Origin of the sequence: Treponema vincentii F0403 (assembly GCF_000412995.1) — a bacterium.
In the GTDB taxonomy this organism is placed as follows: Bacteria; Spirochaetota; Spirochaetia; order Treponematales; family Treponemataceae; genus Treponema; species Treponema vincentii.
On record NZ_KE332512.1, the window covers coordinates 1,641,377 to 1,661,365 of the forward strand.

Here is a 19,989-nt window from a genome sequence, read left to right on the forward strand (position 1 = left end):
CCGATGAATGAGCAACTGTCGACCTATAAAATTAAACAAGGGCGGCGAATCTACGATATTTACAACATCTTCAATTCTTTTTCTTTTGCGCTTGTTACCGGCAATACGATTACCCTTTATGCGTTGTTTTTAAAAGCGAATACAACGGTCGTCGGCTTATTGACCGCATTTATGTATCTGTCTTTTTTTGCAATTCCGCTCGGTAAACTGATGGTGCTGCGCTTCAGCATTATGCAAACCTTCGGCATGACATGGCTTTTGCGTACGGTATCGCTGCTGCCCCTCTTGGCAATTCCGTTTCTTGTATCGGCCGGCTACGATCAGTATGCGCTTTACTGTCTGCTGCTTGCGGTCGGGCTGTTTAATTTTTTCCGCGGCGTCGGAATGATAGCGAACAATCCCGTTATCAGAATCCTTGCGCCGGGGAAAGACCGCAGCTCCTATATCGTGCGCCTCTCCTTAATCAATAACCTTGCAGCCTTACTCGCCACCGTTTTACTTGCGTGGCTGCTACGGATGGATTCTTCGGTGCGCAGCTACAACCTCGCGAGCATGATCGGTATCCTGCTCGGTTTTATCGCATCTCTGCTGCTGTTTAAAATACCGGAACCTGAGTCTGCAAAGCCGAACCGTCAAACAAAAAAAAGCACTGCCGCTCCCCGCCAAGGCTCCGCCTTTTTAACGCACATTCGGGATGCATTTAAAGATGCAAATTTCAGACGGTTTGTATTGGCCTTTTTTATTATCAGCCTCGGCATTGCAATGATCCGCCCGTTTATCATCGTTTACGCAAAAGAGGTTTACGGCAGACAGGACAGTACGGCAACAATTCTGTCGGTATACTCACTGATTGGAGCGCTCAGCGTCGGCCTTTTGATGCATTTAGTTATCGACCGCATCGGCGCAAAACCGATCTTCATCATTTTCACTGCGATAAGCGCTCTTTCACTGGTACCTGCGTTTTTTGCTCCGGGACTCGCAAGCGCCGGAATGCTCGGCACTATTTTTCTCATTGCATTTACAATGATCAGCAACATCGGCTTTGTCGGGCAGGATAATTCTTCCCAAGCCTATTTTTTCGCTATGGTGCCGGAAGAAGCGCTGATGGATTTAAGTATGCTTTATTACTTTGTCCTTGCCATTACCGGCGGCGCAGGTTCCATCCTCGGCGGAACTATCCTCGATCTTTTGCGCGTACAAGGTTTTTCCTACCTGCAATCGTATCAAATATTTTTCTTGATAGTCATCGCCATTATCGCAATCGGTATCGTATTTCAACGCAAGCTCTTGAACCTCGGCAGTTACCGCGTTTTTGAAACGCTTGCAGTGCTCTTTTCTCCCCGCGATATGAAGGCGCTCAACCTTCTGCACAAATTAGACCGAAGCGAGACTATCGAAACCGAGGAGAAAATCCTCAACGAACTCGGCGAAATTGCTTCATCGGTATCCTGCGATCAGCTGCTGCATTACCTTGAATCTCCCCGCTTTACGATTAGGATGAATGCCCTGCGTGCGCTCTACTCAATGAATACTATCAATTCTAAGGTACGCGATGTAGTGCTGCAAGAGCTTGAACACGGGGAGTTTACCACAGCGCCGCTTGCGGCAAGGATACTCTCAAAATTCAACGTGCAGCAGGCGGTTGTTCCGTTACGGGCGGCACTCGACAGCAACGACTACTACCTTGCAGGCGAAGCGATGGTTGCCCTTGCACGGCTTAACGACAGCTATAGCCAGCCGAAAATCGGCACCATCCTTTCGCAAGCGGAAAACCCCGCGCTGATACTGAAAGGAATACGGGCTCTGGAGCTTTTTGATGCCGATAATTCACCGATGTTTATTCTGGATATCCTCCGCAGGGAAACTGTTGCCCCGTATATCGAAAATGAAGCGCTGCTCGCGTTGGCATCACTGATGGGCATCCAAAACGACTTTTATTACATCTTTGAAAAATACCGGAACGAAAAGCAATCGCCTTCTATCTTATTCATCGATATACTCGATGAAATTTTTGAAACAAAAAAAACGTCCGATCCCGTGTTAAAGAAAACCGTTATCGATTTTATCCAAGACTATCAATACGACGAAGCCTTTGTACACTGGTTAATCGGATTCGGTAAAAATAAACTGGGTATACGGTCTGCCCTGCTGGTTGCAGTTGCGCTTGATATCGGACTCATCCATCGGGAAGCATTCCGCTTCTTTTTATCGTTCTGGGCTATCTGCTTATTCAAAAAACCGGAACTTGCGGAGCGGTAATAAAAGAGCTATAAACAGCCGGTACGTTATTGACATTACCAAACACCTTACTTGACAGAGGAATAGAAAATCGTTATCGTACAAGAAGACACTAAGGATATAATCCATTGGAGGTGATTCTGTAAGTGGCAAGTATCGTTATCGATGATTCCGAAAACCTTGAAAAAGCGATTAAGCGTTTTAAGCGCCAAGTTGAAAAAGAGGGAATTATCCGCGAGTGGAAAAAGCGCGAATACTATGAAAAGCCGTCTACTATTTTAAATAGAAAGAAGAAAGCTCTTCAGCGCAAGTTAATGAAAAAAAACCGCAAGTCGTATGATTCAAAGTCATATTAGTCTTTAATAATCAACAACAAGGCCGATTTAACAATTGTTCATTGGCCTTGTAATCCTTCTACAAAACAAGCAAATCTTATTATTGTTTTAATCCATAAAATCATCTATACTATCCTCAATTATCCTCAAAGAGCATGGAAGGAGCCTATCATGGAATATTCAATAGAAAAGTTTGAAACCGGCTACCTTATGGTCAATACATGGGTATTCCCGCTGAGCGAAAAAAGCGTTGCCGTAATCGACCCGGGAGGATTAAGCCCCGAATTATCGCAGTATCTATATAAACTTAACCCTACCCATCTTGAAATTATGCTGACGCATGGGCATTTTGATCACGTGGGCGGCTTACCGGCCTTAGTAAAAAAATACCCCGATTACCGCTTATGGATTCATGAAAAGGATTCCGCATACCTTGGTGCAGCCGCCACAGCAACGCATTTAAAAAGCTTTGGACCGCTCCATGTCCAGAAACTGATTGAACCGCTGGAAAAAAATCCGCTTCCGGATCCGACGGACTTTTATAAAGAAGGAGATATTGTAAACGGCTTTACCGTGTTGCATACCCCCGGCCATACGCAAGGTTCCATTTGCCTGTGGAACAAAGAAGCCGGAATCCTCTTTAGCGGCGATACTCTTTTTTACGGTTCACGCGGCAGAACAGACTTACTTGACGGCAATGAAATGCAGATACATCAGTCGCTCAAGCGACTTTTTAATGAGCTGCCGGGAAATACGCAGGTGTATCCGGGACACGGTTCGAATACGACTATCGAATTTGAAAAAAAATATCAAAGCCCGTATCTATAACCGTACAAGAGCTTGAAGAATCTGCGTGGCTGTTTCGGTTTTTAGGAAAGCTCGCAAACCGGCAGACTTTTGGGCGCATTGTTTAACGACTTTCATAATCGCCGCAAGGTCATTGATATAACCCTGATTGTCAAAAGCGGAAACCTCTTGCAGCATTTGATATTTTTTTTCGGCAAGCTCTATCAGCATATTATCCAGCTGCGCTCGCGTCGGCTGCCGGAAGGCTTCATAAATAAGCGCCGTTACCGCCCCATACCGCTTCGCCAAATAGTAATCTCCTTCAAATCTGCTGTTACGGGTATTATGCGCGGGAACCGTATTTTTTGCATTGGTTAATAAAATAATGATAAGATGCTCAACAGGATCGATGAGGGTAAGTGTCCCCGTCCAACCGGTATGCCCGAATGTTCTGATAGAGGCAAGGGGAGAAAATGCCCAAGCGTATTCCTGAGTGCCCTGCCGCCGCCACCCGAGTCCGATGCTGGAAACAAGGGATTGCTGTGCCGTAAAATATCCTGCTACTGCAGGATCGAAAAATCGTTTAACACCGTACCCGCCGTTATTCAGCATCACTTGAGCCAAGACCGCAATACTTTCCGCATTGGCAAATAAACCGGCATGCCCGCTAATTTCTTCCATTGCCGTATATGCTTCAGGATCATGTACCGTGCCGTGAATTAGCTCGGTTGTTTGGGCGGCCTCGATAGCCGTTTGTGTGCGCGGTTTCGCTTTGATTTCCGTTGCAGCAATCTCATCAAGCGTAAAACCGTGCCGAAGCGGTGTAAAGCAAATTCTGTCCAACCCAAGCGGACGGTAGAAACTATCGGCGACATATTCATCAAGTCCTATTCCCGTCAATTTTTCAATAATATAAGCAAGCAGCATATAATTGATATCGGAATAAAGCATAGCCGTCCGCGGCTGATATACAAGCGGTGTTTCCATGATCAAGTCAAAGGTATGCTCGCGGTTGCTTTTTCCCGAAGTTTGTTTAAGCTGCTCTATCTTTTGAGAATACGGGCTGCCGGCGGGAAACCCCGATTGATGGGTTAAAAGATCGAATACCGTAATTTCGGCTTTCCCTTTAATTTTACTTTTTTTATCGTCGGCAAATTGCGGAAAAAAGCCCTGAACCGTATCGGTTAGCGCAAGCTGCTGTTCGGAAATCAATTTCTGAACGGCAAAATTGACTGCATACATTTTGGTATTGCTGGCAAGGTCGAACAACGTCTTTTCCGTTACCGGAACACCCTCATCAAGCACATTGCCTGCGTTATCAACCTTGCTTATAACGCCATAAGCACTATTTTTAATCATAACGCCGTCTTTAATGATAACCAGCTGCGCTCCGGGAAAGCCGTTTTCCGTTTCTGCGGTCAGTAGTCGATCGACTATTTCAAGTGTTTCCGTCGAATACGGCAAATTTTTTTGCTGTTTTTTTGAAACACTTCGCGGATTTGTAGCGGGAAGCGGCTTGATAACGGGGTACGGGATTTTTACCTGCAATGAAGGAGATTCTTGTTCTTGGGCACCGCCGCTTTCGGCAGGAACAAGCGCAGAAATATAGAGCATATTCCTACCGTTTTGAATATAAGGGGATGCATCAAAACAAATAGGCTGATCAATACAGATGGAGTGTGTCGAAATCTTCCGGTTATTGATATATAAATCGAAGGAAGCGAGCCTGTGTGCCCAAAAATAAATCCGTGCTTGTCCTTTATATGCGGTGAATGCCAGATAATTGTTCGGCAAGATGGAAGCATCATACTCCTCCATAGGAATGGGGAAGGTTTGCTCGGTTTGCATCTGCGCCGTATCGGAAAATACCGCTTCAATCATTTCGGCGGTATCGGTAGGCAACAAATCATCGGTTTTACCGGCAGAAATAGAAGCACACCCCGAAAGGCTCAAAAGGAAGCACGAAATAACAACCGAAATAGCGAACGGCTGAAGGGGGCTTTTATGGGAAAATCGGAAAGGCTTCATATCCGGCATCCTTTAACCGAAGCCCCATATCTCCGGCAGCGTTCTCTTTAACCAGCACGGCAAAATAGACGGTGCCGCTGGGACGCGTTTCTTCTTTTATAATGGGGGTAAATTGTTTTTTTTGCAGATCGGCGGCAAGCGCTTCTGCATATTTTTTTGTCTTGTAAAACCCGAGCTGATAATACGTAGGCTTAGCATGAGTTTCTTCTGCAGCAGCGGCTTTCTCAGATTGAGCTGCGGTTGCGGCCGATTGAGGCGAAGGATTGCTCTGTTTAGAAGGTTGAGCAGAAATTACTTCGGTTTTCCGAGCCGCACCCGTTTTAGTGTCGGCTCCACCGATTACCGGCTGTTGGGTAAGCGCGCTTTTCGGCATTAAATACCAAAAAGTAGACGGCTGCACCGTAATGGTCCCGTTCACAGCCGCCGCTTCCATACCGGAGGGGTATTCTTTAAGCAGCCGCTGTTTAGCATCTTCATCCCCGTTAACCCACCATAGTGTAAATAACAGTGCAGGATGATAGTCCTCAAAAGCTTTTTTTTTCGTATAAGCGGTGATGAGCGGCACCGCACGGTCGGCACGGTCTTCGGCAAGAAGCCGCCACGCATCATACACGGCAGCTCTCCGGTAATAAGGGTCATCGTCGCTCACCGGAAGCGCCGCGGCGATTTCAGTTAATAGGCTGCGGGCAGAATCAAAGCTGCCGCCGCAGAGTAAGGCGCGCACCGCGTCCAATAGCAATGCGGTTTTTCCCTCGCTCGTATCCAAACCCGCCGCACGCCGATAACATTCCGCAGCATTGGAATAATTACCGTGATACTGTTCATAGTCCGCTAAAAGCGCCAGAGCCTGAACTTGTGCCTGTGCATTCGGAAGCGTTGCGATATTCTTTTCAAAAAACTGCCGGACTTCCGCCGCTGTCTTTTGAGCAAAGGCTTTTTGCGCTAAATTCCGTACGGCAGACGGCAAAGCCGGTTCCGCAAAAACGCGCGTACCGGGGTGAATCATTATCGCCCCGACGATAATAAAAAAAGAGAGATATTTTTTTATAAATCCGCCGCGGAGTTTATACATCCTGTTTTGCCGCCCCGCTCTCTTCGGAGTTCTTTTTCTTCCCGAACCAGCGGCGTTTTTCAGGTTTTAATTCGACTTTTTCAACATCATGGTATAAGGCCGCTTGTTTTTCCGCCTTCTTCATCTTATGACGGCTGCTGATCAGGAATGGCAGCACCGCAATATTTCCAAGCAAAAAAGCAAACAGCATACTTAAAAAAATCGGCACATCCTTAAATACATAAAAAATAACGGAAATATCGCAGCGGTTCGGTAGATTAAAGCCCATAAACAGCGCAATCATCAACATTACAATAATAAAATACAATAACTTTCCCGGCATTATATCCTCCCCTGGAAATCCTTACACGACAGGGACAGCTCTAAATGTTTTCCCTTTTATGGATTGTAATTGAACTTTCATAAAATGTCCAATATGTTTCGGATCGCATTTTTCCGCAAGCACAGCCATTTCCCCCTGCTCGGTATGTCCGAACAGCTCATCGGGATTATTCCTTGACTGCGATTCAATCAGCATCATGACAGTTGAACCGAGCCGTTGCTGCATTTTAAGATCGGTAATACTTTGCTGCAAATCGATAACTTGCTGCAGCCGATTAATCCGCTCAGCATCCGGAATCCGGTCGGGGAAATTATATGCTTTCGTACCTTCACGCGGATTATAGTGATACATAAAAGCCGAATCAAACTGTACCGTCCGCATCAAATCAAGCGTTTTTTCAAATTCAGCCTGTGTTTCTCCGGGGAACCCTATTAAAATATCGGTTGTCAGCACGATATTCGGTATACGATTCCGGAGTTTTTCTACAATTTTAAGGTACTGTTCAACGGTATAGCCTCGATTCATCCGTGCGAGTACTTCATCGGATCCGTTTTGCACCGGCAAATGCAGCGACTTACATATCCGCGGATCTTCCGCCATCACCTCAATCAGTTCATCCGATAAATCTTTCGGATGGCTTGAGATAAAGCGTATCCATTTAATAACGTCCTGCTTGGTACAGGTTTGGGAAACCGCACGGAGCAAAGCGGGAAAGTTCACTTTTGAACCCGAAGCAGGATCGATACCGTGATATGAATTGACATTTTGTCCCAACAGTGTAATTTCCTTTACGCCCTTGCCGCTTAAAAACGTGATTTCGTCTAAAATACTTTCAACCGGCCGGGAAATTTCCCTGCCACGGATATACGGTACAATGCAGTACGTACAAAAATTATTACACCCGTTCATAATCGGGACAAAACTTTGAAAAGTCCCCTCGGTATACGAACGTCCGGAAAAATAATAACGTTCTTCATTACTGGACTGTGGACAAAATGAAGCAAGTTTGGCATTACCGGCTACCGAACCTTCCCAGAATGTTTCTCGCTCTACCGCATCAAAGATTTTTGTAAACTGATCCCGTTCAAACATTCCGACCACGTAATCGAGTAACGGAAATTTTGACTTTATCTCATCATGCAAACGCTGCGCCATACAGCCCATTAGGATAATTGTAAAATCCTGTTTCTTTTTCATCGCGGAAAATAAACCGAGCCGCCCGAATACGCGGGTTTCGGCAGTTATCCGAACCGAACAGGTATTCACAATCAGCAAATTGCAGTGCTGTATATCTTCGGCAGCTTCCCAACCGCGCTCCCGCAAAAGCTGTTCCAATGCCGCAGATTCGGCAAAGTTCATTTGACATCCATAAGTTTCTATAAAATATTTCAAAATGCTTATTCCTAACTTCGTCTAAACGCCAAGGGTTCTAGAGGTTTCCCTTCTAAAATTCCGTATTTTAGCGATGATCTAAAAAGCGATAAAACTTCAACGCGAGATTATCATATTTCCACCGTAAAGGGCTACCTTTGTCAAGCGTTTTATTTGCAACAAGCGGAAATTCGGCAAGCAGCAGTGTATCGCCGCCGTGTTCCGTTAAAAACTGAACTTTGCCGATTTTTTGCCCTGCCGTAATAGGAGCAGCAAGCGTATGGGGTGCGAGTATCTGTGAATAAACTACAGCGACATTCGGCTCATGTCCGTTTGCTTCCCCTGCTTTCCCTGCTTCCGTTGCGTAAACCGGAACGGTAAAAGCTCCGTTATTTCCACTCGGATCGTCAAGCTGCGGAAGCAGCGCTGTTCCGGCAGCAGGCTCTTTTGCACCCATAACAGGGATAATCGGAAGTTCTAACGGAAAGTTTTGTGCATATCTTGTGGAAAAATGAGAAAAAGCCCATTCCATCAATATTTTTCCGTTTGCTTCCCGTAGAGCCTTTCCTTCCGCCATGTTTTTACCGGCGCCGCCTAAAATAACCGCAATAAACCGGTTTCCGTCCCGCTGTGCGGTAAGGGCAATGTTAAAACCCGACTCATAAATAAAACCCGTTTTAATACCGTCGCAGCCGTCCAGTTTATCCAATAGCGTATTCGTTGCCGGCTGCCGAAAAGATGTCTGTGATTTCAGCATATTATGCGGCTGCGGATACGTAAGCTCCCGTGCCGAATGGAATCGCGCGAGACACTCGGGATACTTGCGTACATATACCGCAGAAAAGCGGGCAAAATCACGGGCGGTTGTGCGGTTATATTCGCTCAAACCGTTTGCGTCTTCAAAGTGAGTATTCTGCAGCCCGAGTGCAGCAACGGCTTCGTTCATCCGCTGCACAAAAGCAGCAACCGAACCCGCCGTATGAATTGCAAGAGCAACCGCCGCATCATTCCCCGAAACAACCGCCATTCCCAGCATCAGCTCTTCAACGGTTACTTGCTGATTTTTCCCCAAAAACATCAGCGACGAACCCGGCGGGATATTAACCGCCCATGATTCTTTAGGGGGTATAATACGGTCGCTTAAATTGATTTCGCCCCGCTCAAGGGCCTGCATCACCGTATACATCGCAACCAGCTTTGTTAACGAGGCAGGCGGAATGCTTTGATCGGGATTTTTTTCGAATAAAAGAGCTCCGCTTGCGGCGTCCATTACAACAGCGGAACGGGCGCTTATGGCAGCCGGCTGCAGTATATCCCGTGTACACGGTGCAAGATGTAATAAAGAAGGGGTATGAAAATTTCTTGAGCCAAAACCGGAGACTGCCGCAATTTTTTGCCGTACTTGGTCATCCGGCAGAATTGTTATAAGCCGGGCACCGCGGATATACAGCGCAATACCTGAAACGGCAGCCCAACAGAATACGACTGCAACAGCTATAAAAATATAAAAACCGATTGAACGGGATTTCGTACTAGTCATGTCTCAATAAGTGTGTTTGAACTACAACCTTTTAATAGCATAACGCTAATTTAATAGTCCGGCAGGGTTAATCGTGGCTCCGTTCCGATAAACGGTAAAATGAAGGTGCGGCCCCGTACTCATTCCGGTATTTCCGACCGTTCCGATCTTTGAAGAAGCGGAAACGAAACTGCCTTTGGAAGTAAGGATTGTATTCAGGTGCCCGTATAGCGTTTGATAGCCCGAATGATGACGGATCATCACATAATTTCCGTACACGGTGCTGTATCCGGTAGCAATAACTTGTCCGTTCAATGCCGCATAAACGGAGGTTCCTTTAGGCGCGGCCATATCCATACCGTTATGAAAACTCCGCTTACCGTTGAGAAAGGGATTATCCCGCCATCCGTAACGGGAAGTGATATAGTAGCTGCTATGCAGCGGCCGTTTAAATAGATCTCCGTTGATTTCCTGTAAGGTTGCCCAATCAAGTTTTGCATCGGGCAAAAAGATAATGGAGGCAGGTTCTATCGTGTTATCGCTCAGAGTATTTACCGTTGCAAGTTTTTCCAAAGAAATCTTATATTTATCGGCAATAGATTCGGGTGTATCGCCTTTTTTTACCGTATAAGAAATACCGTCAATAGACGGTATTTTTAATATCTGTCCGATTTGTAGTGTCCGCGTATTTTTAAGTTTATTAAGACTGATAATAGCGTCTTGACTTACCCCGCATTCTGAGGCAATAGTGCCGACCATATCACCCTGTTTAACGGAATATGCCCGATAATACAGCGATTGATGGACGGAATGGTCATCCTGCTCTTCCGGCAGCTCGGCAGGCAGAGAAGTACCGCCTCCTACACCATGATCAAACGCGTCATTTTTGCCGCTAGCGGACAACCATAACACAAGGAATAAGGAGGCAAGACATATAATACTAAAAATAAAAATACGCGTTACTTTCATTGATCTCTGAATTTACCAATCGGGATACGCCTAAATTGCATCTTCTCCTTCCAAGTACTCGTCGAACCCGGACATAATAGAAAATAGCCAATCCAAGGTACCGTTAAAATTATCCGAATTAATACCGCCGTCCGTACAAAGAAAATAGTTCAAATATATGCAGTCTTCATAGCTAAAAACAGTTGTAAAAATTGTGTCAGTATTCCACTGATTTAAAATTTTAAATAGCCTGGCACTAGAAATAGTATCGGATTTTTTCCATATTGCATAAAATTTTAGAACGTCTCTTTTATCATCAACTTCGACATACAAACTGAGTCCGTCGTCTTTGATTTTTATGTCGCCGTCTTCATCTATAATTGCACTTCCTGCATAATCACTATTTAACAACTTAAGAAGAGTTTTGGCTGAAATGTTTGACGATTGTAAATCTTCGGCAAAGGCATTAAATACCGAAAAAAGAAACATACCGCTAAAAACTAAAACACATAACTTTCGCATATTAAATAGTATACCGGAGTATTAAAAAAAATCAAGTAAAATTTTTATACTGTAAAATTTTTTATACGAGCGAAGTAACCGCATAAGCACTATTTAGCGGTTGCCTGCTTATATCTGACGCCTACAGCGCACGGATACTTTTTCGATATGATACAAGATAATCGATAAACGAACCGACCGATAATAAAGCGGCAATCCAATACAGCACTTTATTGATAATAATCAGCGTATCGGTAACGGATTTTTCCGCAAAGGAAAATGCAATCAGCAATTCAATAAGCAGCGTAAAACCTTCGGCAAGGATATAGCACACCGTTTTCGTTTTACCGCCTTTTTTGGCGCCGATAGTAATACCGTTCCCCCGTGCAAGCATCCGTAAAAACAAAATATTTAGCTCGCGGTATAGGATGATGATAAAAACCGGCAGCGGCACATATCCTGAAAGCATAAAGACCAACAATACGGTCAAATTTGCAAATACATCCGCAAAGGGGTCGAACAGTTTACCGAAATCGCTTACTTGTTTAAGCTTACGGGCGTAATATCCGTCTAAAAAATCGGTAAATTCCATATAAATAAACAATGGCACAAGAATAAGCAGAACCGTTTGTTGTGATATACCTACATAATTAGGAAGATAGTAGATAATGACAAAAAGAGGCGCAGCAACCATTCTTGTCGCGGTAAAAAAATTTGCAATATTCATAATTTGAGTATCTATCATCGGCATAAGTTTGTCAAATACATCTTTTTGAAAATATGCGAGCATCTGCGTTGTCGCTACGCCGAAATAAATACTCACCGTATACCCGATACGCTTCCGTTTTATTTCGGCTAGGCTCCTGATATGCTTCGCCTATTTTTCAAAAAGCTAACGGAAAAACTATAAAAAAAGCCGACTAAAATCCGATGAAGACTTTAGACGGCTTTTGCAGAAGTTACTGCCGGCATCTCTAAAAACCGATATTTTTAAGAGCGCCTAATTGTAATGTTCAATTACTTATTCTGCAGTCTTTTCAGCTTCGGGAGGTAGAATGTCCAATAGCTCAACTTCAAAAATCAATGTTGAGTTAGGAGGAATAACCTGTGAAACACCGCGTTCTCCATAAGCAATCTTAGAGGGGATATAAAGCTTATATTTTGAACCGACTTTCATCAGCTGTAAGCCTTCCGTCCAGCCGGGAATAACGGCTTCCAGCGGAAATTCAACGGGATTGCCGCGGTCGTAAGAACTGTCGAATACGGTACCGTCAAGCAATGTACCCTTATAGTGTACTCTTACCGTATCGGTAATCACCGGCACGGCGCCGGTTCCTTCGGTAATAACTTCGTATTGTAAACCGCTGTCGGTTGTTTTTACACCGTCTTTTTTTGCATTCTTTTCCAAAAATTCGGTTTCTTTTGCTAAATTTTCCGCCGCTTCTTTTTTATGAGCTTCTTCGCTCGCCCGTTGTAATATTTTCTGAGCCGCAACAAGATCTATATCCGTTTTCTTTTCGGCGTCCTTTAAACCTTTTACCAGCTGACCGTAATCAACTTCGAGTTTAAAGTCTTTAAGCGACGTTCCCATCATAACGCCAAAGGCATAACCGATTTCTTTTTTCGTCGGAGGCGGAAGTTCTTTTTCTTCCTCTGTTTTTGCACCCGCAACATTAGTCCCTTCCGTTGAAGCGGGAGTTTCGGCCGCCGGTTGTTTTTTACAGCTTACCGCAAAAGACAGCGCAATAAGCACCGCAGCAAGAATTGATAAAATTTTTTTGTTCATTTTTCACATCCATAAATAAAATTGTGTTTTATGACGATACTAACAATGAATAAAAAAGTCAATCTTTTGCAGAAAAATTTATTGATGCCTTATTTATGAAACTTGAACGGCTGAGGTACTGCATGTTATATATTATTTTAGGCTTAATGTGCCTTTCATTCGCCGGTGGCGGTATTATGATTAGAGAATTAAAAGCATACGACTTAATTGCAGGGTATAATACTATGTCGGATGAAGAAAAGGCACATTATGACATTAAATCGGTCGCAAATCAGTTAGGCATACTATTATATTTTTTTGCGTTATTGGCTGCGATTGTCATGGTGTTGTTTTATTTTGGTAACTTCTCTTTACCGATAAGAGAACTTATAATGCTTGGTTATGCGGCAATTATCTTGTTTATACTAGGCATAGCTATGTTGGTATTTAATAAAAAAAATATTCGTAAAATTATTCCGGTTTTCATTATTTACAATGTTATCATGCTGGCATCATTAATACCTGCTTTCTTGAAACTGCTAAAAAAACTTTTGTAAAAAATACTCTGGAAAAGAGGATTGCAGATTTACTCCGCTTATGGGGGATAGCGGCTTTCGAGAACAATTTGTCAACCATCTCTTCAATTTTGATACTTCAATCTTGACATTGTAAAGATTTTTAGCTATTATCTTGACAGTGTAAAGATTTGGAAGGAGGCTGTTTATGTGCGAATCGAATCTGCCGTATCACCGCAAGGATTTAAAAAATCTATTAATTGAAAAGGGCATCGAAATTGTCAATACCGAAGGGTTGCAATCTTTTTCGCTAAGAAAAGCTGCGGCAGCCTGTAAAGTCAGCCATGCTGCTCCCTACAGCCATTTTCACAGCAAAGAAGAATTACTCAATGCTATGCAGTTACATATCACCGAGCGTTTTTCAAAAGCACTCGAAACGGCTATCAGTGAAAATAAAGCTCCTACCGAATTGCTAAAAAATCTGGGAATAGCATATATTTCTTTTTTTATTGAAAATCCCGCCTATTTTCAATTTTTATATTCCAAATCCGACATAAAGGTGGATTTAACCTTATCTATGCCGGATGAGGAAAATTATAGTCCTTTTATTCTGTATAAAAATAGCGTTCTTTCATTACTCAAGCAAATTCAATATCCGAAGGAAAAGCAAAATGACATTGTAATAACGATATGGGCTTTTATACACGGCCTTACTGCGTTGGCAACAATGAAAAATGTCCACTACGACAAAAACTGGAAAGAAAAAATCACCGATTTTATGGATCTGCTTGAACCGTCCTTTTTAAAATAATGGAGCATAGTATATGAACGGAATTTATTTTAGCGGAACGGGCAATACAAAATACTGCATGGAAGTATTGACAAAAACGACCGGCGGCAAAGCTGTCAGCATAGAAGCAACTGAAGCGCTTGATGTTTTACGCATATCGGATGAAATTGCGCTCGGGTACCCTGTTTATTTTAGCGACATTCCGCGTATTGTAAAAACATTTATTTTAGAACATGCCGATATGTTTTGCGGAAAGCGCGTTTTTGTTATTGCGACAATGGGACTTTTCAGCGGAGACGGAGCAGGACTTGCGGCTCGGCTGCTTCGAAAATGCGGAGCTTCCGTTACGGGAGGCCTACACATACGCATGCCGGACTGCATTGCCGATGTAAAACTGTTGAAAAAAAAGCCCAATGAAAATATCGCGCTCATATCGGCGGCGAAAAAAAAGATTGTACAAACGGCGGAAGGTATAAAACAAGGAATATATCCGAAAGACGGTTTATCATTTTTACACAGAATTGTAGGTTTGTTCGGACAACGTCTGTGGTTTAAACAGCATGCCAAAAAACTGAGCGAACGGCTCAATATCCGAACGGAACGCTGCATCGGCTGCGGAACATGCGCGGCAAATTGCCCTTCAAAATCATTGCATATCAAAAACAAAAAAGCCGTGTTTTATCCCGGAAACTGCACGATATGTTACCGCTGTATAAACAATTGTCCCACAAAGGCGATCACGCTTATAGGTACGGACGTATTTGAACAGTGCCTCTTTAAAAACTATGTAAAGGAAGGAACAATATGAAAAAAATATTTACCGTATTTTTTTGTATGACGCTTCTCGGTTTGGTGTATTCCCAAACGACGCAGAACGAAGCGCTTCATGATGTAGAAATCGTTATAACCGGCATAAAAGAAAATTCCGGAACGATTGTTATCAGTATTCATAATTCGGCTGAAAGTTTTAATAAACGGCTTCCATATCGAACTGTCAAACTAGCGGCAAATGGAGAAAAAGCAGTTTATCATATACCGCTGGAATCCGGTGATTATGCTTTTTGCGTTTACCATGATGTCAACGACGACGGAAAATTAAACACAAATGCAATAGGTATACCGAAAGAGCCGTTCGGCTTCAGTAATTATGACGGAAAAGGTTTCCCCGGAAATTTCAAAAAACACAAAGTTTTTATAGGAGATGCAATGACAATAAACATTCCTTTGGTTACGTTTTAATGTAAGGAGCTGCCTTTGGAACTGCATTGCATTGTTCGAGGGGCTTATTGTATACTATCGCTATTATTGTTGAAACTTTTTTATTGGCTTTTATGGAGGTTGTTACATGAAAAAACTTGCTGTTTTATTGCTACCGATGTTGGCGTTAGTCTTTGCAGGATGCGGAAAACGAACAGCAATGTTTATTATTGACAATCAATCTGACTGGAGAGTTGTTGTATCTATCACAAATGTGAAAGAAGTAGGTAAAAAAGTTGATAAATCATTTTATACAATATTGAAGCGTAACGATCCGTATAGTAATTCAGCGCAGTCAAACAGAGCTGTTTTTGAAGTTTATAAGGGGAGTACATGCGAATTAATCAGTGTAAATGGCGCTAAAATAAAAACACAGACGAGCGATATGCTTATTCTTGAGAATAGCTCTCCTATGAACGTGTTAGTTGTAAATGAAACCGGCAAAAATATCCTTCTTAAAAACGATGCTTGTATACGAAATAATTTAGAAGACTATTTTTATTGCGGAGATACTGTAACGTGGGATAATAGAAAATTACCGTGCTATTATTACGTTCCATTATTTACCACAAAATCAATAGCTGCTCACAATACAATCACAGATCCCGTTTCTATTCAGTTCTTTGCATGGCAATTATCCCAGATAATCGATACGTCCGATCAAAAAATATCGGATGCTATTAATCATCTTGCCGCGGAAACTATTAAAATAACCGATAATTGGAAACCGATAACAACTCATTGGAAAAAAGAGGGAAACAATTTATATCTCTTTTTAACTAACTGATTTTCAAAAATTACACTATTATCTCAATCTTGTATAAGTTTGAAAAAACTGATATGATTTTTTATTCGGTATATTCAAAAAGATATTAGTGAAATAAGCTTTGTATATTACAATAAATCATTATATAACAATGATTTACACAATTTACAAACAGTTCGAAAATAGAAAAAACTTTTAAATTATCACTTTTTGAACATTTCTTGCACTGAATTTTTGAAATACCAATTTATTCTATATGAGGTGAAATATGATTAGAGGCGGCGATATTGCAAAAGGAACGGTATTATTACACAAGGGTAGTCCGTATTTAGTAGTCGAACGGGAATTTGTCAACCCCGGAAAAGGAGCTGCATTTGCCCGTGTTAAAATGAAGAACTTAAAAGACGGGGCTGTTTTAACCCAAACGATCAAAACAGCAGACACCGTAGAAGACGCAACAGTAGATACTCACAAGGGACAGTATCAGTATGAAGACGGTCAAAGCTATCTTTTTATGGATACGGAAAGTTATGATCAGATTGCCGTTCCTTCAGACATCATCAATGATAAAAAATATTACCTGCGGGAAGGGGATGAATATGAAATTCTTATTTGGGAAGGTAACCCGATCGATGTAAAAATTCCTGCAAAAATGGTTTTTGAAGTTGCAGAAAGCGAAAACTACGTTAAAGGTGATACCGTATCCGGAGCGACAAAACCTATTACAACCGAAACAGGTCTTGTAGTTCGCGTTCCACTCTTTATTAAACAAGGTGAAAAGATATTAGTCAACACCGAATCGAATGAGTACCAAGAACGCATTAATTCGTAATTTAAACCTATTAAAGCACAGTACGACGCTTTCCGATGGTTTGGAAAGCGTCTTTTTTTATTTACCAAAATGAAACGAAAATGTTTCACGTGAAACATTTGAGAAAATTTGAAAAAAGTCAGCTATTTATATAGTTTTAATTCTTTCATTACCTTTGCCATATTTATAAAATCACTATCATTATGCAGCAAATACAAATTATTCTCTATTGCGGTTTCTGCTATCAAAAGGTTTATCGTGCTTCTAATTGTAATACCATTTTGTCTACACTTAATATTTATCAGTGCAGCTTGTTCATAAGATTCTTTATCGTATTTTAAATGATATAAAGGAATTGTTTCAAAGTAATACATACATTTTATTTTGTCAAAATTATGGGACAATATTTTCTTCCTAATTTCAACAGCCAACTATCTATATTGACTAGCAACAAAGCTTAAAATATAATAAAGATCATCGAGTATCTAGGATTTTTTAGCCTAATTATATCGATACTAAGGAGGATGTATGAAAAAACTGCTTTTTATAAGTATGTTTGCACTTTTAGTAAGTTCCCTAACCTTTGCCGCTGCAAAAAGTACTAGCAGCAGTGGGAACGGAAACGGCGGAAAAGACAAAATCGGCGGGTATATCGGTTCTCCGTTTGGCTTATCCTATTCACATGAATTTAATGATTTAGTCGAATTTGATTTAGTTGCTGGTTACGGCGGTATTTGGGGTTACCATAGACTTGATGTCCAACTTGGTGCACTTTTTACCGTATTTGATCCGGTATTATCCGGACTTGGGGATCAACACTGTCCGTTATCACTCGGTCCGGTACTTGGAGGTAGTTTTACCTTTGTAAAATATGCCAACGAAACCCTTTTAGGCGGAGCAATATCTTTAATGGTGCCGATCCGATGGGAAATAAACTTTGGAAATATACCTGATTTTAATCTTTTTATAGATGTTGCGCCGGTCGGAGTTGCTATAAATTTCGTGCCGTCTAAAGTTACTGATTCTGTCACACCATCAGGTGTCACATATAAAAACGAAATTCATACAGTCTGGAGTTATACCGGCCGCTTTGGTGTCGGACTCCGCTACCGTATTCCTAATAAAAAATAAAAACACAATTACAAAACAGCCGTTAGTTTTAAGAAAATTAACGGCTGTTTGCTCGTTTAGCCTTCAAGTGTTGCTTGATGGGAACCTTCGGCAAAACGATACCACGCTCTTTTACTGGAAAATCAATATCTTGACTTACCATACCAATAAGTGATATTATCTTAAAAGTTTGCGGATGTCGTATAACGGCTATTACCCGAGCTTCCCAAGCTCGTGACGGGGGTTCGACTCCCCTCATCCGCTTATTACCGATTTGCTGATATTCCTTCTTTTAACGGTTTCGTTCAATAATAGATTTTTTTAATTTCTCAAAAGCGTCTTGTATTTCAGGCGGTAATTCATTTTTTGTCGCATCGGAATTTTTAGTTTTTATCGGCGGTTCTTGTTGCATCGGTACCGTATTAGTCTTATCATTTGGCCGACTATGAATTTCAGTGGTATTATTTCTCGTATGCTGAAAATCCGTATGATGTGATGAAACAATAACCGAAATATTTTCAACGCCTAACTGAGGATATTTTTTTTGAAAATTCCGTATGATGTATCGCTTATTTAATAAAATTTGCTGGCTCCATCCCGAATGGTCGACTTCGATGATGGCGGTTTGATGCCTAATATCGATCAATTTTGAATGACCGGCTTGTTTTTCGCCGACAATGGATGCCCACGATGCATACACTTCCAATACTTGTGACTGTTCAAAAAGTCCTACTTTATTCAAATAGGCAGTTATCAATTCCGCAAGTTTTTTTATATCACTCCGCACGGAAATTACCCTCAGAAACGATATATACAAGGCTTTTTTCACGTATGTAGTTTTGATACGGCTCGCCCGGAAGGAAGGTACAGATAAGCTGATCATATTGCGGTAAGTGCTCGGTAAAGTTTTTCCGCTTTTCGGGATCAAGTTCCAAAAGAACGTCATCCATAAGCAATACCGGCAAACGTTTTGTGGTTTCCGTGTAAAAATATGCCTGCGCCGCTCTTAGTACAAGAGAAAGCAAGCGCTGCTGTCCCATCGAAGCAGTCTGCACGAACGGTTTTTTGTTACGAACAAACCGGATTTTATCGCGATGAGGACCTGACATACTGGTATTCATTGTAAAATCAAGTTGCCGCTTTTCTATTAACGAAATCAATACTTCATCAAAATTCGCAGATTTCCATGAAGGGCTGTAATCGATCATCACGAAATCGATGCCGCCGATGTTTTCATATAACGAAGAAAAAATGTTATTAAATGATTCAATAAGCGCTCGGCGCCGTTCCATAATTTGCAGCCCTATCGGAATAAGCTGTGCGTCGATAACATCTAAGATTTCACTTTTTTTTTCTTTTAATACAAGATTCCGCGATTTTAGCAATTTTGTAAAATTACGTAGAATATCGATATACGAAGAATCATAAAGAGAGAGCGATTGATCGATAAAAAAACGGCGCCGCTCCGGTGAGCCTGTTGCAAAGTCAAGGTCATCATGGCAAAAGAGAATACAAGGAATAGTGGAAATAAAGTCTTTCCGGTCGTGTATCTTCTTTAAGTTTTTTTCTATGATTTTTTTTTTATCTTTTGAAATAATTGATATGTTGTGGCTCCGCTCTTCATTTTCTTTAAATAAGACACGGATACTATATTCATTCGTGTTTTTTTTATATATTTCAGCTTCATTTCGGGTTCTAAAAGAATTGCCGTAAGAGGCAAGGTACAACGCCTCTAGAAGATTTGTTTTACCTTGCCCATTTTGACCGACTAAAAAAACTTCGGGAGCGGAAAGATCGATCGCCTTGTTTTCAAGATTCCTGAAGTTATAAGGTGAAATCGATAAAAACGGCACGA

21 protein-coding genes and 1 tRNA gene are annotated in these 19,989 nt (G+C 41.9%); 11 read left to right on the top strand and 11 right to left on the bottom strand.

Annotated features, from left to right (window positions below):
• Window positions 1-3: 3 nt before the first annotated feature.
• The 3 genes from HMPREF1222_RS07205 (at window position 4) to HMPREF1222_RS07215 (ending at window position 3,401) form a co-directional block, all read left to right on the top strand.
• Window positions 4-2,259, top strand: a complete 2,256-nt coding sequence (locus HMPREF1222_RS07205) for an MFS transporter (protein WP_016518844.1) — start codon at window positions 4-6, stop codon at window positions 2,257-2,259.
• A 125-nt stretch (window positions 2,260-2,384) separates the two neighbouring features.
• Window positions 2,385-2,594, top strand: coding sequence for a 30S ribosomal protein S21 (rpsU, locus tag HMPREF1222_RS07210; RefSeq protein ID WP_006188264.1), 210 nt, complete (start codon window positions 2,385-2,387; stop codon window positions 2,592-2,594).
• Window positions 2,595-2,744: 150 nt separating this feature from the next.
• Window positions 2,745-3,401 (top strand): MBL fold metallo-hydrolase, encoded by a 657-nt coding sequence (locus HMPREF1222_RS07215; protein ID WP_016518845.1) that lies wholly within the window; start codon window positions 2,745-2,747, stop codon window positions 3,399-3,401.
• Here HMPREF1222_RS07215 and pbp4b read toward each other — a convergent pair.
• From pbp4b to bamJ, 9 genes are all read right to left on the bottom strand, one after another.
• Window positions 3,396-5,387 carry a penicillin binding protein PBP4B gene (pbp4b, locus tag HMPREF1222_RS07220; protein WP_016518846.1) on the bottom strand — a complete coding sequence of 664 codons (1,992 nt, stop codon included), beginning with the start codon at window positions 5,385-5,387 and terminating at the stop codon, window positions 3,396-3,398. The genes HMPREF1222_RS07215 and pbp4b overlap by 6 nt on opposite strands.
• On the bottom strand, window positions 5,362-6,459 hold the full coding sequence (locus HMPREF1222_RS07225) for an SPOR domain-containing protein (protein WP_016518847.1): 1,098 nt from the start codon (window positions 6,457-6,459) through the stop codon (window positions 5,362-5,364). The genes pbp4b and HMPREF1222_RS07225 overlap by 26 nt, the downstream gene beginning before the upstream one ends.
• The gene (locus tag HMPREF1222_RS07230; protein WP_006188270.1) at window positions 6,452-6,781 is read right to left on the bottom strand and encodes a hypothetical protein; all 330 of its coding nucleotides are present in this window, start codon (window positions 6,779-6,781) and stop codon (window positions 6,452-6,454) included. The genes HMPREF1222_RS07225 and HMPREF1222_RS07230 overlap by 8 nt, the downstream gene beginning before the upstream one ends.
• A 21-nt stretch (window positions 6,782-6,802) precedes the next feature.
• Complete coding sequence (gene miaB, locus HMPREF1222_RS07235) at window positions 6,803-8,173, bottom strand: tRNA (N6-isopentenyl adenosine(37)-C2)-methylthiotransferase MiaB (RefSeq protein ID WP_038076592.1); 1,371 nt, start codon at window positions 8,171-8,173, stop codon at window positions 6,803-6,805.
• Window positions 8,174-8,240: 67 nt separating this feature from the next.
• Window positions 8,241-9,692, bottom strand: coding sequence for a D-alanyl-D-alanine carboxypeptidase family protein (locus HMPREF1222_RS07240; RefSeq protein WP_016518849.1), 1,452 nt, complete (start codon window positions 9,690-9,692; stop codon window positions 8,241-8,243).
• 45 nt (window positions 9,693-9,737) lie between these two features.
• On the bottom strand, window positions 9,738-10,640 hold the full coding sequence (locus tag HMPREF1222_RS07245) for a M23 family metallopeptidase (protein WP_016518850.1): 903 nt from the start codon (window positions 10,638-10,640) through the stop codon (window positions 9,738-9,740).
• 30 nt (window positions 10,641-10,670) lie between these two features.
• Window positions 10,671-11,141, bottom strand: a complete 471-nt coding sequence (locus HMPREF1222_RS07250) for a YbjN domain-containing protein (protein ID WP_081636884.1) — start codon at window positions 11,139-11,141, stop codon at window positions 10,671-10,673.
• A gap of 121 nt (window positions 11,142-11,262) precedes the next feature.
• Entirely contained in the window at window positions 11,263-11,943 is a 681-nt protein-coding gene (gene pgsA / locus HMPREF1222_RS07255; RefSeq protein WP_155997599.1) for a CDP-diacylglycerol--glycerol-3-phosphate 3-phosphatidyltransferase, read from the bottom strand.
• A gap of 198 nt (window positions 11,944-12,141) precedes the next feature.
• Window positions 12,142-12,906 carry a BamJ family beta-barrel-assembly machinery protein gene (bamJ, locus tag HMPREF1222_RS07260; RefSeq protein WP_016518853.1) on the bottom strand — a complete coding sequence of 255 codons (765 nt, stop codon included), beginning with the start codon at window positions 12,904-12,906 and terminating at the stop codon, window positions 12,142-12,144.
• 122 nt (window positions 12,907-13,028) lie between these two features.
• Here bamJ and HMPREF1222_RS07265 point away from each other — a divergent pair, with 122 nt between their 5' ends.
• The 8 genes from HMPREF1222_RS07265 (at window position 13,029) to HMPREF1222_RS07305 (ending at window position 18,398) form a co-directional block, all read left to right on the top strand.
• Window positions 13,029-13,442 (top strand): DUF3784 domain-containing protein, encoded by a 414-nt coding sequence (locus HMPREF1222_RS07265; protein ID WP_016518854.1) that lies wholly within the window; start codon window positions 13,029-13,031, stop codon window positions 13,440-13,442.
• A 166-nt stretch (window positions 13,443-13,608) separates the two neighbouring features.
• A complete protein-coding gene (locus HMPREF1222_RS07270) occupies window positions 13,609-14,211 on the top strand; it encodes a TetR/AcrR family transcriptional regulator (protein WP_016518855.1) in 603 nt (200 codons plus the stop codon).
• A 13-nt stretch (window positions 14,212-14,224) separates the two neighbouring features.
• The gene (locus HMPREF1222_RS07275) at window positions 14,225-14,998 is read left to right on the top strand and encodes an EFR1 family ferrodoxin (protein WP_016518856.1); all 774 of its coding nucleotides are present in this window, start codon (window positions 14,225-14,227) and stop codon (window positions 14,996-14,998) included.
• The gene (locus tag HMPREF1222_RS07280; RefSeq protein ID WP_016518857.1) at window positions 14,995-15,429 is read left to right on the top strand and encodes a DUF2141 domain-containing protein; all 435 of its coding nucleotides are present in this window, start codon (window positions 14,995-14,997) and stop codon (window positions 15,427-15,429) included. The genes HMPREF1222_RS07275 and HMPREF1222_RS07280 overlap by 4 nt, the downstream gene beginning before the upstream one ends.
• 106 nt (window positions 15,430-15,535) lie before the next feature.
• Window positions 15,536-16,234 (top strand): hypothetical protein, encoded by a 699-nt coding sequence (locus HMPREF1222_RS07285; protein ID WP_016518858.1) that lies wholly within the window; start codon window positions 15,536-15,538, stop codon window positions 16,232-16,234.
• 247 nt (window positions 16,235-16,481) lie between these two features.
• On the top strand, window positions 16,482-17,045 hold the full coding sequence (efp, locus tag HMPREF1222_RS07290; RefSeq protein WP_006188283.1) for an elongation factor P: 564 nt from the start codon (window positions 16,482-16,484) through the stop codon (window positions 17,043-17,045).
• Between the two features lie 507 nt (window positions 17,046-17,552).
• Window positions 17,553-18,155: a hypothetical protein gene (locus HMPREF1222_RS07300; protein WP_016518860.1), complete on the top strand. Its 603-nt coding sequence runs from the start codon at window positions 17,553-17,555 to the stop codon at window positions 18,153-18,155.
• Between the two features lie 171 nt (window positions 18,156-18,326).
• A tRNA-Gly gene (locus HMPREF1222_RS07305) sits at window positions 18,327-18,398 on the top strand.
• 28 nt (window positions 18,399-18,426) lie between these two features.
• Here HMPREF1222_RS07305 and HMPREF1222_RS07310 read toward each other — a convergent pair.
• Both HMPREF1222_RS07310 and recF read right to left on the bottom strand, forming a co-directional pair.
• Window positions 18,427-18,921, bottom strand: coding sequence for a DciA family protein (locus tag HMPREF1222_RS07310; RefSeq protein WP_016518861.1), 495 nt, complete (start codon window positions 18,919-18,921; stop codon window positions 18,427-18,429).
• Window positions 18,911-19,987 carry a DNA replication/repair protein RecF gene (recF, locus tag HMPREF1222_RS07315; protein ID WP_016518862.1) on the bottom strand — a complete coding sequence of 359 codons (1,077 nt, stop codon included), beginning with the start codon at window positions 19,985-19,987 and terminating at the stop codon, window positions 18,911-18,913. The genes HMPREF1222_RS07310 and recF overlap by 11 nt, the downstream gene beginning before the upstream one ends.
• Between the last annotated feature and the right edge of the window lie 2 nt (window positions 19,988-19,989).

What these genes read in the sequence shown, in the direction of transcription:
- HMPREF1222_RS07270 (WP_016518855.1), top strand. Translation starts at nt 13,609, where the DNA reads ATGTGCGAATCGAATCTGCCGTATCACCGCAAGGATTTAAAAAATCTA.
- HMPREF1222_RS07240 (WP_016518849.1), bottom strand. Translation starts at nt 9,692, where the DNA reads ATGACTAGTACGAAATCCCGTTCAATCGGTTTTTATATTTTTATAGCT.
- HMPREF1222_RS07205 (WP_016518844.1), top strand. Translation starts at nt 4, where the DNA reads ATGAATGAGCAACTGTCGACCTATAAAATTAAACAAGGGCGGCGAATC.
- HMPREF1222_RS07285 (WP_016518858.1), top strand. Translation starts at nt 15,536, where the DNA reads ATGAAAAAACTTGCTGTTTTATTGCTACCGATGTTGGCGTTAGTCTTT.
- efp (WP_006188283.1), top strand. Translation starts at nt 16,482, where the DNA reads ATGATTAGAGGCGGCGATATTGCAAAAGGAACGGTATTATTACACAAG.
- HMPREF1222_RS07250 (WP_081636884.1), bottom strand. Translation starts at nt 11,141, where the DNA reads ATGCGAAAGTTATGTGTTTTAGTTTTTAGCGGTATGTTTCTTTTTTCG.
- HMPREF1222_RS07215 (WP_016518845.1), top strand. Translation starts at nt 2,745, where the DNA reads ATGGAATATTCAATAGAAAAGTTTGAAACCGGCTACCTTATGGTCAAT.
- HMPREF1222_RS07230 (WP_006188270.1), bottom strand. Translation starts at nt 6,781, where the DNA reads ATGCCGGGAAAGTTATTGTATTTTATTATTGTAATGTTGATGATTGCG.
- HMPREF1222_RS07225 (WP_016518847.1), bottom strand. Translation starts at nt 6,459, where the DNA reads ATGTATAAACTCCGCGGCGGATTTATAAAAAAATATCTCTCTTTTTTT.
- HMPREF1222_RS07280 (WP_016518857.1), top strand. Translation starts at nt 14,995, where the DNA reads ATGAAAAAAATATTTACCGTATTTTTTTGTATGACGCTTCTCGGTTTG.
- HMPREF1222_RS07300 (WP_016518860.1), top strand. Translation starts at nt 17,553, where the DNA reads ATGAAAAAACTGCTTTTTATAAGTATGTTTGCACTTTTAGTAAGTTCC.
- bamJ (WP_016518853.1), bottom strand. Translation starts at nt 12,906, where the DNA reads ATGAACAAAAAAATTTTATCAATTCTTGCTGCGGTGCTTATTGCGCTG.
- HMPREF1222_RS07265 (WP_016518854.1), top strand. Translation starts at nt 13,029, where the DNA reads ATGTTATATATTATTTTAGGCTTAATGTGCCTTTCATTCGCCGGTGGC.
- HMPREF1222_RS07245 (WP_016518850.1), bottom strand. Translation starts at nt 10,640, where the DNA reads ATGAAAGTAACGCGTATTTTTATTTTTAGTATTATATGTCTTGCCTCC.
- HMPREF1222_RS07275 (WP_016518856.1), top strand. Translation starts at nt 14,225, where the DNA reads ATGAACGGAATTTATTTTAGCGGAACGGGCAATACAAAATACTGCATG.
- pbp4b (WP_016518846.1), bottom strand. Translation starts at nt 5,387, where the DNA reads ATGAAGCCTTTCCGATTTTCCCATAAAAGCCCCCTTCAGCCGTTCGCT.